Consider the following 15,378-nt stretch of genomic DNA (forward strand, 5'->3'; position numbering starts at 1 on the left):
CTGCTCGCCATGCCAACGGACGACCGTTATATCGATGGCAAGGAATGGAAGACAATCGTCGCGAACGTACCGCTGGTTTCGGTTGACCTCGCTGTCCGCTATAACGGTGGAGTCGTCTTGGGAAAGCGAACCAACCAGCCTGCGAAAGGTGAGTGGTTCGTCCCCCGGGGGTGTCGTATTCAAGAACGAGACATTGAGTGAAGCCGTCCACCGCGTCGCGAGAGGCGAACTTGGCTGTGACGTAACGATACTCGAGTCGCTCGGTGCCTTTGAACACTTCTACGACACATCTGAGGTCGACGGTGTTGAGACGAAACACTATGTCGCGAATGCGTTCGTCATCAACCCCGAAACTGAAACCAGTCACACCTGACGACCAACACGCGCAACTGAAAGTGTTCGAACCACCGTTCGAGGGATTTCATCCGTACGTTCAGCGGTATCTCGACGCTGCCTCTGAGATAACATTGTAACCTCAAGCTGTCGAAAGACCGCTCTCGATTGCACGATGATACTGGCATCTCAAGTATCGCCGGTGGAAGTGGGTAACGTCTTTAATTCACACGCGTCTGTATCAAGTCGTTAATGAGTCGAATCCACGGCGTCGAAGTTCGTGATTTGCAGGTCAACACCGACGAACGCGGTCACCTCGTCGAGGTGTTCCGAGACGACTGGGAGTTGTACGATCCAGAGCCGGCTATGTCGTACTACTCGCTGAGTTACCCCGGTGTCATCAGGGCGTGGCACCGTCACCTTCGCGGACAGGTTGACCACTTCATCTGTCCACAGGGCCGCATCAAGGTCGGCATCTACGACGACAGAGATGACTCGCCGACACAAGGAGAGGTAAACAAATTCATCATCGGCGAACACAACCAGCGGGCCATACGGATCCCTGGTGACTGCTGGCACGGGTTCAAAGTCGTCGGCAACGAGCAGGCGATTCTGCTGAACTTCCCGACTAACCTCTACGATTATGATGACCCTGATGAAGAACGGTTGCCACCGCATACGGATCAGATTCCTCTCGACTGGGAGGAGCAACCACACTAAGTGGTTCAATCCCAAGATGACGATTAGCTTCTGAAGTATCTGTAGCAGTGGAGACAACAGAATAGTATCGACGATCGGTGGTGGGATACGAGATTCTACTCTGAAAGGATGGCAACTGGGATTCGCCGGTCTTTATCATGATGACGACGGTCAAAAAAGACCTCACCGAGTCTTTCGGATGGTATAAATAACGCTGTGAATTTCCAGATTTTAGCTCAAACGTCATCTGAACGGGCGCAGCGCATGTGTCAACGACCCCAAAGCGAGCGCCGAACTTGATGTTCGTCGGCAGTCACGTCGGTGACCGATCCTTTTCCGACCTGAAATAAGGGGCGACCTGTTCGTTCAGCGCTGGCAGGCCGCCGAATCTGAACCCGCAACCGTCTAATTTGGGGGTAGAGGTTATTGAAAGGACCGATACAGGGCCGGGAGTGGCAACGACGCCGACAGTTCCGATCTTGAGACAGCCCCGCTCGCTGAGCGAGACCCCCTCCGTCACAGGCGTCGGATCTGTGCTCCCATCCGAATTATCCGGTTTGATTCCATCTCCCAAGACAACCTTCTGTGAAGGACCTAAATAAAGATATTATAAACAGAGTATCAATAGCAATAGAATTTATGTCTAATATTCACTTATCTGGAACTTGACCGCATTCGAAGAAAGTCTCCAAGACTTGAATTCGGACGAAATAGCACGTACTATGATATATCTAGTATTACCTGGCAAGTGACTTTTGTCGCCGACTCGATCACGAAAATCCGCTCGCCATCTGTCGAATCTTGGACGAAATACCGTCGAACAACTATTTCAGTATTCGTGCTCTGTCGTCCATGGCGCGGATCGCGTGTTTCAGCTGTTGATCATCCACCCGTTCTCTGACTTTCGCCTCCGTCACGTGAACCATCACCTCCTGAAGCGATTCGTAGTGCCGTTCTTCGGGGTCGACACATCCGTCCTCGACGGCTACCACTGGTCAGTCGCCTTGGTACGTTGGCTTCCTTGTGTGAGGTTACTTCGACCGGCATCCAGACGCTCACGATCGAGATATTCGGACGGCCCATTCCCGTATGAGATGTCTCGTCGATCATGTGTTGAGTCCCTTTCCCCGCAAGTGAAACCCAGTCTGGCTGCTATGATGATCAGCGACACTAAATCAAGCACTGCCCCACCAGACCAATCCTGAAGCAAGATCGGTCTCCTGTTGTCTACTTTTTTACCCCTCCGTACCCGTATTCACCGTATCCCTGAGTGCCAAATTTGCTCGTGGGTGTCGGCGTGGGTGTTACGGTTGGAAGAGGTGTCTCAGTTGGCGTTGGCGTCTCAGTCGGGGTCGGCGTCTCGGTCGGTGTTTGAGTGGGCGTCAGCGTGGGAGTTTCCGTCGGCGTCGGTGACGGTGTTTCAGTCGGAGTCGGCGTCGGTGTCGTCTGCGGAACGAACCTTGTCCAGTTGATGTTCATATCACCACCAAGGGCCTCAATCCGAAGGATCTGTTCGCCCTCGGTCTCGACCGAGACACCTGTCAACGTCACTGTCGTCCAGTTCTGGTATCCCCCGGTATTGGGAACCTCAACTGTCCCGAGTTCTGTTCCGTCCAGTAACACGCGGAGGCTTTCATCAGATGTCCACCCGGCGACGCGGGCCTCGAAGTCGTACGTGCCAGCTGGGAGAGTGATCGTGTACTCGAGCCACTCACCATCTTCGACCCACCCGACGTTGTACCCGTTGTCGTCGGTCGTCTCCTCAATATCTACCCCCTCCTCTCTGTACTGTCCACCCGTGTTCGTCTCGTCGGTATCGTGGTACGCGACCCCTTCACCACCCTCGTCGTACTCCTCTGCTTCGATCCGGTTCGTGCCGTCTCGGACAGTGCTATAGTACGGACGCTGTTCGGGGGTTGGCGTGGGCGTCGGTGTGGGTGTTTCAGTTGGCGTTGGGGTCGGCGTTGAAGTCGGGGTGGCGTTGCCCTTCTCTGTGATCGCGAGTGTGTACGCCCCTGCGCCGGACTGAATATCGACCACCTGAACGAAGTACGTCCCAGCTGAAGGAGCCGAATCGAGTTCAACACGACTCGGCTGGTCGGTTCCGACGTATTCGAGGTCGACGTACTTTCCCTCCGAGTCGTACAGCATCAGCGCCGTAACGCCATCCGCCGACTCCCGATCAAGTTCCGAGACGACCGACTGGTCTTTGTCCGCGTCGAACGCGTACCAATCGACCTCTGCTTCGGCGAGTTCGGCGGTTACCGTGGATCCGACCTCGACCGTGTCCGCGGTCGCCTGCTCATCGTTCGGTTCGGACTCACTGACAGCAGTCAGTTGCTGTACCGATCCTGAGAACGCGCTTCTAGTCACCGAGCCCTGCTGTTCGAACACCTGTTGTCCGCCGTATCCGAACGCAGCCATCTCAGTTGTTTCTGGAACCTGTGGGGATCGTGCCTCGTTGAGTATCGGTGTGGATACCGCTAGAGACGCGCCAGCGAGCTTCAGGCAGTCGCGTCTACTCACGCGGATACTGTCCTCGGTGTCCGACTGGTCTTGAGATTCGCGTGCCATTGTAAGTGAAAAAAGAAAGTACCTAATTGAATACTGTGTCTCAATTATTGAAATTGATTTCTTACTTGTTACGAGACAATCCGAGTCTCAGTAGGAACAGATCACGCCGTAATAGCCCGTAATCGGCCATCTTATCCGCTCAATAAGGATTTAGTGGATTAGTATTCGTCTCAGATTTATTGGGCAAATATGCCAAAATATAGTGAGAGATAATTATCATGGTTTACTTCCAAGGGCTCAAATACCGATTCGATTGAGGATTCTCTGGCAGGTGCGCTTGGCGAATTCCGCATCGGTGCGAACGATCCCAGAAGAACGAACATCGAACCGATCACCGTTGTGCGTGTTCTCGATCGGCGTCTCTGTTTCTGTGTGGCGCCGAACATCTAGTGAATCTCTTCAGGGTCGCAATCGGTTAGGGTCACTCCGAGCACTTGCCCGCGTATGACGTGCCCAGACGCGTCATTGAAAACCAGGCGAACACGTTCTTTTGATTCTGGGACCCGAGTAGACCTACATCTACGTGTCCACAATAGATCGACCGTACGACATCGTCGTGTGGGTGCAACTGATTTCGCAGGACGCCTCGTGGCGGAGTATCTCACGCAGTAGTACACTCCAGAGGATGTCTTGGTGGTCGGAGTCCGGACCGTCTTGAGTCACTTGGAAAAAACTTGTTCAACGAAGCGTGGGACGATACCCCCCTGCGTGATTGGTAATGCGACCGAGCCAGGTGTGCAGAGGTCATCCCGACCGGTTCTGGGATCAGTGGCGCGGTCGGTGGGAGCGTCGTCGCAGAGGGAATCGGTCTGTTCGCGGCCGCGATGTCCGGTGACTCCCTTCGCTCGGGTCTCCGTCGGTTCGTGTTTCCCGACCCAGGTGAGGGCCCAACGAGAGCGCTTCGATTGCCCGTCCGAAAAAAGGGTTTGGGACCTGTGCTCAACTCTCGGCGAGTTCTCCTCGGCGGTGGATGTCACTGGAACGGGAGACAGGAGTCTCTCGATGAGGGTGGTATAGACGTCCACCTTCCGATGACTTTTTGATACTATTCACGTTGTCATCTGTATGAACCGCCGGCGGACGCTCCACCTTTCGTGCTGTGGCCTGCTCTCGCTTCTCGCGGGGTGTAGCGACTTCGGGAGCCGTGCGCCGACGATGCACGAGGTCGGTGAGTCGTTCGTGGTCGGTTCCGCGAACCCGATCGAATACCGGGTGAACTTGGCCATCGACACGGACCAGATGCCGAACGTTATCGATGGATTCGTGTTCGTCGAAGTGGAGTTCGAGAACCTCGCGACGCAGGCGCTCGATATCTACCCCGAGTTGTTCTCGCTGTCGGCCGCTGGCGGGAGTCAGAACGAGTATGTCCGTAACGAGACGACAACGCTGGTCAATCCGCTCGAGGCCCGTGCCCTTCAGCCCAACGAGTCCGGGGTGGGAGAACTCCTGTATCCGGTTCCCGACGCCGACGTGTTCTATCTGCTCGTCGAACCCGTTCGGCCGGTCGAACCGACGCCAGTCCACCGAGTTCGGCTCGACAACGCCCTGTGATCGATTCACCCCGGGAAGTAAATTATGGAGCACGTCTGATGCAGTGCCGCTAATGGCTCAACGGTATTCGTCGACAGTAACTACCTTCTTCGTCTCGGAATGGGTGAGATCCCGGTCGTTCGAGACGACGGTCCCTCCGACGTCGCGTGCGACGGCCGCCACAAGAGCATCGATCGCAGTGAGTTGGGGTCCCCGTGGACCGATATCGTCTGCGACCTCAGCTGCCGTCACTGCCGTCTGTTCGCAAATCTCATAGATATCGGCCCACGAAACGTTCCGTTGCATCGCAGCCAGATCGGTCGGAGCCGTGCTGTGGACGTCCCCAAGAAGGAACTCGGTGAGGACTACCGACGGGAGTATAAATTCGTCGTCGGCGTGATCGAGCAGGTACTCTTTGGTGTCAATCACGCCGTCGTCGTAGTCGATCAAAAACGTCGTGTCGAGAACTCTCATTCGGAGCGGCCCTGGGCCAGTTGCTCGATATTCGTTGCCGACTCCTTCTTTCCATCTTCGTGCACCTCGCGCATTTTCTCCGGACGGTCAGTTCCTTTGCCCGCACCGAAGCCTGCGAGGAGGTCTCGATCGTCCGAAAGAACGCGCTCCATCACGTCGTTGTAGCTCTCACCCTCTCGCTTCCGCCGATCGAGCATCTTTTTTACCCGCTTGCTCACTCGGATGTGGTCGTCTGCACTCCCCATATCACGTTAACGTGGGTGTTAACGCAACTTGTAGCTTCCGCTACTTGATTATTTTTCGCCGTCCTGGTGCACGTCGACGCGTACGACGTTTTCGAGGGAGTCTCGCTCGGAGTCAAACAGCGGGTCCCCGATGCTGACGTGTTTTAGTTGCTCGTCGAGCCCGTTCGGCCGGTCGAGCCAACGCCGTCCACCGAGTGCGGCTCGACAACGCGCTGTGATCTATACACCGCGGGAAGCAAATCCATCAGCAAGGAGCGGATACTGAGTCCCAACGGTTCGGTGCAGTTGGTGGTGACGACCACTCGAAATCGGAGTTGGCTCTTTGTTGACTGAGGTGCCCCTGGAAGAGTAACTGGAGGATGGGGGACACCAGTGTCGCGAGTGTATCACTCAAATGAAGACGGAAGACGAAAGCACACACCACCGTCGCGAGTGTAACAGTCGAAGTCGGTATCTGAGCAAGGAACTCACACACTACCGTCGCGAGTGTAACATCCGGGTGTGGATTAGCTGGTTAACAGCTACCCCCACCGAAGGTCACGGAAATCCGTTGGGCCGGGTAAGAATGCAGAGCAACACGCGTTCACACCAGTCTGCGATCCGGTCCGTAGAAGGCGACTGGATACGACGCATGCACTCCACCGACAGTTACACTCGCGATAGAGGTGTGTCTCGCGTTCAGCGTTCGTTTGCCTGAGTCAGTTCCGTACTCCACTTCGGGTTTACACTCGCGAGTATGGTTAATATGAACCAAATTTGATTTCAGACTACAGAATCGTCCAATACCGTGTTATCAACACAAATACACACGCGGGATTACCCCGTGTTTTTATACTATGAAGAGGAGAGTATGGATTATGACTGATGAGGAACTCGACCGGGACCCGCTGTTCAGATACGAACAGCCAATTTTTGCTGATGAGGATCTCCTCAAGATCACCCACATCCCTGGTCCAGAGCGAATCGTCGGTCGTGACCAGCACATGCAAGAAGTCGCGGATGCACTCAACCCAGCAATCTTTGGCCAGGAACCGACGCACCTGTTCGTGTTCGGAAAGACGGGGACTGGAAAGACTTTGACTTCGCGGAGTGTGAGCGAGCGGGTGGTCACAGAAGCGGCACGAGGCGACACGCGTGTTTCGACTGTGTTCGTCGACTGCGGTGAGCAGAACACTGAAGCCTCGGTCATCAAGACGATTGCCCGGCGGATCAACGATCCGAACCGAACGGGATTTACCGTACCTGAGCGGGGGCTCGCCACTGGCGACTATTACACTCGATTGTGGAAGGTTCTCGACAGCTGCACCGACGTAGTGATCATCATCCTCGACGAGATCGATATGCTTCAAGACGACGAGGTCCTCAGAAAGCTCTCTCGAGCGGGTGAGAATCGTCGAATATCCTCGTCGAACATCGGTATCATCGGTATCTCGAACAAAATCGATTTTCCCGAGCAGCTGACAGAGCGCGTCAAATCGAGCTTCGCACACGACGAGCTCGTCTGTCCACCGTACGATGCGAACCAGCTCCGCGAAATCCTCGAACATCGCCGCGATGCGTTTCAGGAAGGTGTGCTGACGGATGACGTCATCCCACTCACCGCAGCCCTCGCAGCGCAGGAGCACGGGGATGCTCGCAAGGCGATCGACATCTTACGTAACGCTGGCCGCCTGGCGACGAGGAACGGTGACGATCAGGTCACGGCTGAACACGTTCATGCCGCGAAAGAGAAGACAGAGGCTGATCGATTTGCCGAACTCATCGATGGTGCACCAACACAGGCGAAGCTCATTTTGTACGCGTTGACGCACCTCACGGAGTCACACTCGGAAAGCGAGTTCTCGACCAAGAAAATATTCAAGGCGTATCGAACGCTGGCCGAGACACTCGATGTGAAACCGCTGTCTGAACGGCGAGTTCAAGAGATTCTCAAAGAACAAGATTTTCTCAACGTGATTCAATCCGAGCGGCGTGGTCGTGGTCGAGGACGTGGGATGTACGCGACCCATCGGCTGCTCGAGGACGCACCGATCGTCAAGCGTGTCTTGCAACGTGATTCGAGACTATCAGAGATCGGTGAATAGATCCGCCCTCGTTGGTTCGCAGGTCTCGAGCGTTTACCCTCAATTTGGTACCCACTATGACTCATTACCTAACACGTGCCCACTATTGCCCATCAAGACCAAGACACGAGGTGGGCTCGCTGTGGTCCGTGCACTGAGCGACATGAACCCGCTCGAGTCTTTTTTGAACGCCCCCGAGCGCTCGACTCGGGGGGCTCGCTGCGCGCTTCGGCTCGCTCACGGTGTTCGTTCGCCTCCAGTGCTTACACCGAAGCGACGCAGTCGCTTCGAGCCTCCGCTCACTCTGTTCGCGGAGACTTCGCCCGCCGTCGTCGAGCGCCCGGCCCCGTTCAGTCCCACCCCTGCTCGTGTCGCTGGTCGGTGCGCGTCTCGGTGTGGTGGATATCGAGACTCCCCTGAGCGCTCAGTCGTCGCTCCACTCTCTAGTCGCTCAACGTCGACGCCTCGCCGCGCTTCACGGCTCGAATGGCCGCGGAACTCCGTTCCGCTCTCTCGCCGTTCGCTTCGCGGAACTCACTGCGTTCGTTCCGCGCTTCGCTCGCCTCCACGGAGCGGGGCCGATGAACGGCTGACGCCGTTCGCTTCGAGACGTTCGCTCCGGAAGACTCGCCATACTCGTCTTCCGTGCACCCACTCGCTGCACTCGTGGGAACTCCGCTCACGTCTCGCCCTGTTCGCGGCTACGCCGCTCACCTCGTGGCGCTCACGATGTTCGCGCCACGCTTCGCTCGCACCTTCCCGGTGCGCCAGCAGGCAAGTGTGGTTGCGGTTGCGCCCCTGACGGGCCGAACCGCGAACCACCTTGCCGCTGGCCGCTCAGGCCCCCGCTCTCGGCGCGCGCGGCTGGTGTTTTCACTCCGAGGGCCGTCTCGCTCGCGCCCTCCGGGCGCGCGAAGGCGCGAGCGAGACGCGCAGTACGGTGCAGTGTCGGCGATGACTGGTCGTGTGTGGTTGGAACTCAGGTGGAGCTGAGTGTCGCAGAAAGACGCGGTGGAGCGCGCCTTCGGTCAGGAAGTGACCAATGGCTAGTACCAACGCAATCGGACAAGAAGGTTCGGACCGAGTCGACGAACAGACGCACAAACAGCGGACGAGACGGTGTGAGGAGTGCGGTGGACGGGTGGTTCGAGAGGCGATCGAGACGGTGTGTGCGGGGTGTGGGCTTGTCGTCGACGAGGACGCCCTTGTTCGAGGGATGAGCCCCAGTCTGCACAAACACGGCGAGGTGGGGAGCGGACCCGTTGAGTGGAGTCTGGAGATGACGACATCGCTTCGAGTCGATCGCGGCCTGCACACGACGTTCTTTCTCTCTACCGATGGGTACGGGAACACGTTATCGACGGCGCAGAAGGACTTCTACGGGAGACTGCGGATGCGACACAAGCGCTTCCAGATGGAGTCCAAACGAGCGATTCGGCTGAACGAGGGGTTGCGCGACATCCAGATGATCGTCGGGAACCTCGGGCTCCCAGGCTATGTGGCCGCGGACGCGGCGGCACTGTTGAAGCAAGCGTCAGAGGCGCGGCTCCCGGGTGGGCGGATGGCCTGGGAGGCGCTCGCGGCCGGGGCAGTCTATGTGGCGACGAGCCAGTCCGGGTTCAGACGGACGACGGAGGAGGTCGCGGTGCACGCAAAGACCTCTCACGAACGGGTGTGCGCGGCGGCGCGGAAGCTGCGCTGTGAACTTGGCTTGATGGATGAAGTGCCTCCAACCCAGGCGTGGGCGGTCGACGCGGTCGTCGAAGTGTTGGGCGAGCGCGAGGGGATAGAGCTGGACGTGTGTCTCCAACTCAGACGAGCCGGCGAGTTCCTGCTCGATGTGGCCGACGGGGCGTGTCTCGGTCCGGGCACGGCACGTGTGACGATGGCGGCTGCGGCGGTGTACGCGGCCGATCGGCTGACTGAGGGGAAGACGATAACTCAACAGGACGTCGCGGACGCGGCGAGTACAGTCGTGGCGACCTCGAAGTCGAAAGTGAGTGGCTACTCCCGGGAGGTGGTCGGTGCGTACGAGACGGCGTACGGGACGCGCGATGTCGAGGACGTGATGGCGAGTCGGCTGGCCTGAGCAGGCCGGCTGGCGCCTCTTTTTTTGACCACCACCCCCGGTCCCAGCCCCCCTCCCCACCCACCGCTCCGTGCTCGCTCCCGATGGTCGCTGCGCGCGCAGCCACGACCGTCCTCCGAGGATGAGCAAACCCGACGCTTGTGTGCTCTCGTCTCCATCCTCGTCACGTTTATTATCCGTTGTTGCATGTAATCAAATAGTGTCCGACTATATAAAACAAGGGATAAAGGTGTGTTTACGACTCAATCCGGGAGACGACACGGCGATATTCAGAATCCGAGCAGCTGATGACGTGCTACGGTTGCTCGCCGACGCGCACGAGTCGGAGTTTACCATGAACACGCTCGCCACGGCCACCGAGCATAGCCGGTCGACGGTCTGGCGTGCCGTCAACCTCCTCGACGAACTCGGGGTCGTCACGATGCGTGAAACCCCACAACGGAAGTACGTCTCGATCAGTCACTCGGCGCTGCAGAAAGACGATCCGATCCTCGGTATCGAACAGCCCGAGTACCGCGCGCCACTCAGGGCCTTCGTCGAGCGAATCGAGGGAGCGCTCGGCGACGCAGACGACGTCTCACAGCTGGTCGGCGTCCTCGTGTTCGGGAGCGTTGCCCGTGGGGAGGCCGACCGGAAGAGCGACATCGATGTGTTCGTGCTCGTCGAAGGAGACCGGACCGTCGCACGCCGTGTCGTCTCGACGGTTGCGAGCGAGCTGGGCGAGGAGCCGTTCGACGGCGATCGGTACACCTTCGAACCGTTCGTCGAAACCAAAGCGAGCGCTTGTCGGGCTGACGAGAAACTCAAAGAGATGTTCCGAGAGGGGATTACCGTCCATGGCGGTGACGCCATGCAACGGGTTCGAACGGCGGTGTTGTCAGGTGAGTAGCAACAGGATGGAGACGCTGATCGACGAGGTACAGGCAGCCTTCGACCGGCAGCCCATCGACATCGAAGACGGGTTGGAGACGGACGAAGCAGATGTCCTCCAGCTCCGAAAGTCATGCCGACTACTCGCTGGGGCCGAGACGCTCCTGGAACAAGGATTCTATACGCTCGTCGTCGAAGCCTCGTTCGTTGCGATCGAGCGGGTGATCGAGTTCAAGCTTCTCGAGGGTGGTGTCAACGCTCGAGATTTGCCTGGCACACATCCGGGTGTGTACACCGAAGCCGCTCGTCGTGGGATCCTCTCTCAACATGTCGCTGGAAATCTCCAGGACCTGTGGCGAAGCCACCGGGCGAAGACCTACTACCAAGACGGGCTCGCGACGAACGAACGCGCAAAGAAGGTGTTCGCCCTGGCCAGCGAAACCCATGACTTCGTAGTGAATCAGTCATCGAAGCGGCACGAGTGTCGGTGTGAGTGAGTTCATCGGAGCACCAGAACGGGTGTGCAGCCGGGGGGACGTTGCGGTGTGACCATCGCGGCTGCAACAGTGTACGCGGCAGATCGACTGATAGAGGGGAATATGATAACTCAATAGGATGTCGCGGATGCGACGAGTGCGGTCCTGGCGACGTCGAAGCGGAAGGTGAGTGGCTACTCTCAGGGATGGTCGGTGCGTACGAGACGAGAGACGGGACGCTCGAAATCGAGGACGTACTGACAGATCGGCTGGCCTGAGCGGGCCGGCTGGTTCTTCTTTTTTTGGCCACCGCCCGCACCCCCCTCCCCACTCACCGCTCCGTGCTCGCTCTCGGTGGTCGCTGCGCGCGCAGCCACGACAGAATTAACTGTGCAATCAGTTTCCGAGAAATTGGTTTAGTTCGTCAAACTCGGCGGGTGAGAGAATGAGTTCGGTGTCGAACGCATCGAATCGTCCGAAGTCGGCGTCGATCGTCAGCACGGTATTCACACCTTCTGCAATTGCCACCTGAGCGTAGTACCCGTCCCATGCCTCAACGTTCGCGTCGCCTGCATGAGACAGAGACTCGTGGACAAGAGCCTCTGATACTCCATCGTACCAGTGAACTCGTTTCGCACTCAAGAAATTCTGAAGCAGTTTGGATGCTTCTCTATTCGAGTATCCGAGATGGTTCCGCATCACATGGTGCGCTCCGAGAACTGCGGTACGGGGAACAATCGCCTCAATTTCTCCCGCGACAGCATCACGGATGTACTCAAGTGCATTCTCTTGAACTGGTGTGTCAGCGTGGGCGAGAGCGATAACACCCACGTCGAACAGATACGGCTCAGTGTCGTCACTCATCGATTGTGTCTTTCGCACCTTTTCGGATGTTTCTACGGAAATCCTCGCTGATTGGGTCGGCAGTATCCGAGAGCGGTTTAGTGTCTCCCCTCTCCTTCGAGAACTCTGCAATCATTTCGTTCATCCGACGAAGGACGTCTTCGGGGTTGTCTTCTGGCTCAACGACTGCTTTTCCGTTTTCTTCGTGGATGTCCACTTCTGTGCCGGGAGTGATCCCGAGACGATCCCGAATCTTCTTCGGCAGGACGATTCGCCCCTTCGAATCCACTTTGGTCATATTCCCACTTTAGGTGGGAAAAGTTATAGTCGTTCTGCTCATGATTGAGAGACGACGGGGCTCGTCGAGACGTGGGGTCGACTTGCGCGGGCGCGGAGTCCCTTTCCTCACGGAGCGAACGGAGTGAGCGAGTAGGGGGGAGGAGCGCGTGCGAAGGGTTACAACCGGGCGCGCGACAGCCGTCTGACCGTCCATGGCGGGCCACAGACAGTCCACGAGGGCTGGCGTGCCAACGAGGCCACGGTGCGTTTCTCGGTATGGACGGGTCGCGGTCAACCGGCCCCGAAGTCGGATCCGTCGAAGCGAACGTGACGCCATGTGCCCCTCCGTCGCTCGGTGTCCACCGGGGGTAGAGTGAGTGGAGGACACCGACAGTTGAATTGCCGCTGGCGTCTGGCCCTGCGCGACAAGCCGACTGCGAGCGGGTGAGTCCCACCCGACGAACCGGCGTGCAAGCCCCGCCCTCAACGAGCGCGGCAGCGCGAGTACCCCGGGGGAGTTGACCCGGGCGGAGTGAACTACCCCACCCTACCGCTCGTCTGACGGCTCACGCTTGAGAGTGGGGCTTCCTGTTTCCACGACGCGCTTTGCATCCACAACCGAGGACACAGGGAGCGCAGTCTCCACAGGCGTTGATTCGGAGCGTCCCGCTCCTAACCGCTTTGTGATACCGCGAAAAAGAATGTTCCATGCCGCGTTCGCGTCTCTATCCGCCTCGAACCCACACGCCGGACAGGAGTGTTCACGCACCCACAGCGGCTTCTCGGTCGAAACGCCGCAGGACGCACACTCTTTCGTCGTCCCTCTCGGATTTACGCCGACGAAGTGCGTTCCTTCCCGCTCGCACTTGTATTCGAGCATCCGCAGGAACGTCCCCCACGCCGCGCCTGCCCGGTTCCGCGAGTTGCCCGGCAGTTCGACCAACCCCTTCGCGTCCAAGTCCTCCACGGCCACGAGGTCGTACTCTCGGGCGTAGTAGGTTGAGAGTTTGTGGAGGAAGTCCCGCCGCTTGTTCTTCAGGTCGGCGTGGCGTTCGGCCACGACGCGGCGCTGTTTCTCCCAATTCGCAGACCCGTCTTCCTTCCGCGATAGGCTCCGTTGAGCGCGTTCCAATCGCTCGCGCTCGTCGGACAGGTCGAGGGATTCGACGGCGGTGCCGTCGGTGTCGTGAGCATACTTGAGAATCCCCACGTCGATGCCGACGCACTTCTCGGGAGTCTCAGGCCTCTCCGGTGGGTCGTCCGGGGTTTCGACACCGAGAATGGCGTACCACTTCCCGGTGGGTTCCTGCTTGACGGTGACGGTCTTAATGTCGGCGTCGTCGGGGAGGTCGCGGTGGAAAGTGAGTGGGATATCTCCGAGTTTCGAGAGCCACAGTCGCGTCCGACCGCTCGTGTTCTTGAGCTTGAAGCCGGATTGACTGTAGGTGAAACTGCGGTACTCGCCCGGTGCCTTCCACTTGAGCGTCCCGACGCGGTAGCCGTTCTCTTTGCGTCCACGAAGCGTCGAGAGATTGTCGTACAAGCGTTGAACGACTTTCTGAAGAACTTTCGAGTGAACGCTTTTCAGGTCACTCCACCACTTCTTGAGGCTCGGCAAGAGTTTCTGCTCGCTGTATGCCGAGGTGTTGTCAGTGCGGTTGAGACGGTGGAGGAAGTGGTTGTAGACCTGCCTACAGGTATCGACAGTCCACGCTAACTGTTCTTCGAGTGCGTCGGACGGTCGAAGTCGATACCTGTAGTTGTAGTTCACGAGCGTTCTTCGATGAGTTCGTCGAGTTTTCCGCGAACGAACGATGAGAGGTTGAGGTGGTTCTCCTCAATCCACTCGGCTTGGTCTTCGCGGATAGTGATGTTCTTCCGTCTCATTCCATACGCACTATGCGCATCTGTACGTATGGTTGTTGCGATTGCGTGGGCCTGCCACCGGAATCGTGTCTGAGAACCGTGCAGCGCTGTATTCCCTACCTACTCGCTCCCTTCGGTCGCTCGTTGAAGAAGGGGCCTTAGCGCCTCAATTCAGGTAACCTACCACATCAACCCACTCTGATGGGTGTGTAGCCGAGCGAGGAGGGCACGCTCGGTCACCGTTCCCCACGTGCTTCCCACTCAGGACGTGGTGTTGGGGACGGGAGGTCGCCAACCACAGTGCGGAGTTCCGCCTCTGTCGTCCACGGGAAGCACCGATTGTGGAGTTCGAATTTGCGGAACTTGTTGAGATGGACCCAGCTGTACGTCGCTGGCTCTGCCCCCGTATTTAGCCGATCGTCGACCACATCCCAAACCTCCTGTTCGTCGATGTCAAGCCCGCTCTCTCGTGCGCGATCAACAAGCGAATCAACCGTTGATTGGACTGCATCCTCCGACAGATCGTCTGCGAACGCAATCTCGAGAGCGGCCTGAACGACGTGCTGTTTCGAGTCGAGGTTCTCGTCAGTCACCCACGCGTAATCGCGCGGGAACACGTACGACTTGTCGAAACACGGCGGGTCATCGATCTCGCCCACTTCAGGAGCCTCACCACCACTCTCCTTCTCGAATACCCCGACGATGTAGTCGCTGTAGGTCGCGAGCAACGAAAACATAATATCGAACGTATTGAGCCGGTCAGTCGGGAGTTCGAGGAGATCACCCATGATGAACGGATAGGCACCGAGCTGCTTCGTGAGTTCGTTCTGGACGGCGCGGAGCCGGCGGAGATAGGGGTCGCGATAGCTCCCCAGGATGAAATACGATGTCCGCTGACTCCAGAGGTACGGCAATTCGCGCTGTGTGAACCGCCAAACCTCTCGTTTCTCTGCAGGCTCAAGCTCGATGCCCCCGACGGCCTCGTGAACAACGGTCATAATGTCCCCAGCATCCGGCGGCGGGCTTGGGTCTGTCAT

Annotated in this window: 14 protein-coding genes and 2 pseudogenes; 8 read left to right on the plus strand and 8 right to left on the minus strand. The window is 58.0% G+C overall.

From position 1 onward, the window contains the following. The first annotated feature begins 9 nt into the window (after nt 1–9). Together NKJ07_RS24355 and NKJ07_RS01425 are read left to right on the plus strand one after the other, a co-directional pair. Nucleotides 10–473: pseudogene (locus tag NKJ07_RS24355) on the plus strand (GDP-mannose mannosyl hydrolase). A 112-nt stretch (nt 474–585) separates the two neighbouring features. Then, entirely contained in the window at nt 586–1,053 is a 468-nt protein-coding gene (locus tag NKJ07_RS01425) for a dTDP-4-dehydrorhamnose 3,5-epimerase family protein (RefSeq protein ID WP_318568820.1), read from the plus strand. Between the two features lie 803 nt (nt 1,054–1,856). Here NKJ07_RS01425 and NKJ07_RS01430 read toward each other — a convergent pair. Together NKJ07_RS01430 and NKJ07_RS01435 are read right to left on the minus strand one after the other, a co-directional pair. Further along, entirely contained in the window at nt 1,857–2,024 is a 168-nt protein-coding gene (locus NKJ07_RS01430) for a hypothetical protein (protein WP_318568821.1), read from the minus strand. Between the two features lie 235 nt (nt 2,025–2,259). Then, nucleotides 2,260–3,606, minus strand: coding sequence for a carbohydrate-binding protein (locus NKJ07_RS01435; protein WP_318568822.1), 1,347 nt, complete (start codon nt 3,604–3,606; stop codon nt 2,260–2,262). Nucleotides 3,607–4,337: 731 nt separating this feature from the next. On the opposite strand from NKJ07_RS01435, the pseudogene NKJ07_RS01440 reads away from it, so the two are divergent. Further along, nucleotides 4,338–4,502: pseudogene (locus NKJ07_RS01440) on the plus strand (oxidoreductase); the annotation flags it as partial. 169 nt (nt 4,503–4,671) lie between these two features. Further along, a complete protein-coding gene (locus NKJ07_RS01445; protein ID WP_318568823.1) occupies nt 4,672–5,157 on the plus strand; it encodes a DUF4352 domain-containing protein in 486 nt (161 codons plus the stop codon). A 57-nt stretch (nt 5,158–5,214) separates the two neighbouring features. On the opposite strand, the gene NKJ07_RS01450 is transcribed toward NKJ07_RS01445, so the two are convergent. Next, complete coding sequence (locus tag NKJ07_RS01450) at nt 5,215–5,610, minus strand: PIN domain-containing protein (protein ID WP_318568824.1); 396 nt, start codon at nt 5,608–5,610, stop codon at nt 5,215–5,217. Continuing rightward, nucleotides 5,607–5,855: an antitoxin VapB family protein gene (locus NKJ07_RS01455; protein WP_318568825.1), complete on the minus strand. Its 249-nt coding sequence runs from the start codon at nt 5,853–5,855 to the stop codon at nt 5,607–5,609. Before NKJ07_RS01455 ends, NKJ07_RS01450 begins: the two co-directional genes overlap by 4 nt. Nucleotides 5,856–6,712: 857 nt before the next feature. On the opposite strand from NKJ07_RS01455, the gene NKJ07_RS01460 reads away from it, so the two are divergent. The 4 genes from NKJ07_RS01460 (at nt 6,713) to NKJ07_RS01475 (ending at nt 11,374) form a co-directional block, all read left to right on the plus strand. After that, entirely contained in the window at nt 6,713–7,939 is a 1,227-nt protein-coding gene (locus NKJ07_RS01460; RefSeq protein ID WP_318568826.1) for a Cdc6/Cdc18 family protein, read from the plus strand. A gap of 1,021 nt (nt 7,940–8,960) precedes the next feature. Continuing rightward, nucleotides 8,961–10,007 (plus strand): transcription initiation factor IIB family protein, encoded by a 1,047-nt coding sequence (locus NKJ07_RS01465; RefSeq protein ID WP_318568827.1) that lies wholly within the window; start codon nt 8,961–8,963, stop codon nt 10,005–10,007. Nucleotides 10,008–10,206: 199 nt separating this feature from the next. Further along, on the plus strand, nt 10,207–10,896 hold the full coding sequence (locus tag NKJ07_RS01470; protein ID WP_318568828.1) for a nucleotidyltransferase domain-containing protein: 690 nt from the start codon (nt 10,207–10,209) through the stop codon (nt 10,894–10,896). Then, a complete protein-coding gene (locus NKJ07_RS01475; protein ID WP_318568829.1) occupies nt 10,889–11,374 on the plus strand; it encodes a DUF8154 family protein in 486 nt (161 codons plus the stop codon). The genes NKJ07_RS01470 and NKJ07_RS01475 overlap by 8 nt, the downstream gene beginning before the upstream one ends. A 375-nt stretch (nt 11,375–11,749) precedes the next feature. On the opposite strand, the gene NKJ07_RS01480 is transcribed toward NKJ07_RS01475, so the two are convergent. The 4 genes from NKJ07_RS01480 to NKJ07_RS01495 form a co-directional block, all read right to left on the minus strand. Further along, nucleotides 11,750–12,217, minus strand: a complete 468-nt coding sequence (locus NKJ07_RS01480) for a hypothetical protein (RefSeq protein ID WP_318568830.1) — start codon at nt 12,215–12,217, stop codon at nt 11,750–11,752. Continuing rightward, nucleotides 12,210–12,494: an AbrB/MazE/SpoVT family DNA-binding domain-containing protein gene (locus NKJ07_RS01485; protein ID WP_318568831.1), complete on the minus strand. Its 285-nt coding sequence runs from the start codon at nt 12,492–12,494 to the stop codon at nt 12,210–12,212. Before NKJ07_RS01485 ends, NKJ07_RS01480 begins: the two co-directional genes overlap by 8 nt. Before the next feature lie 528 nt (nt 12,495–13,022). Further along, nucleotides 13,023–14,246 (minus strand): RNA-guided endonuclease InsQ/TnpB family protein, encoded by a 1,224-nt coding sequence (locus NKJ07_RS01490; protein ID WP_318568832.1) that lies wholly within the window; start codon nt 14,244–14,246, stop codon nt 13,023–13,025. A gap of 331 nt (nt 14,247–14,577) precedes the next feature. Beyond that, entirely contained in the window at nt 14,578–15,378 is an 801-nt protein-coding gene (locus tag NKJ07_RS01495; protein ID WP_318568833.1) for a DUF8170 family protein, read from the minus strand.

This window comes from Salinigranum marinum (genome assembly GCF_024228675.1).
Lineage (GTDB): Archaea > Halobacteriota > Halobacteria > Halobacteriales > Haloferacaceae > Salinigranum > Salinigranum marinum.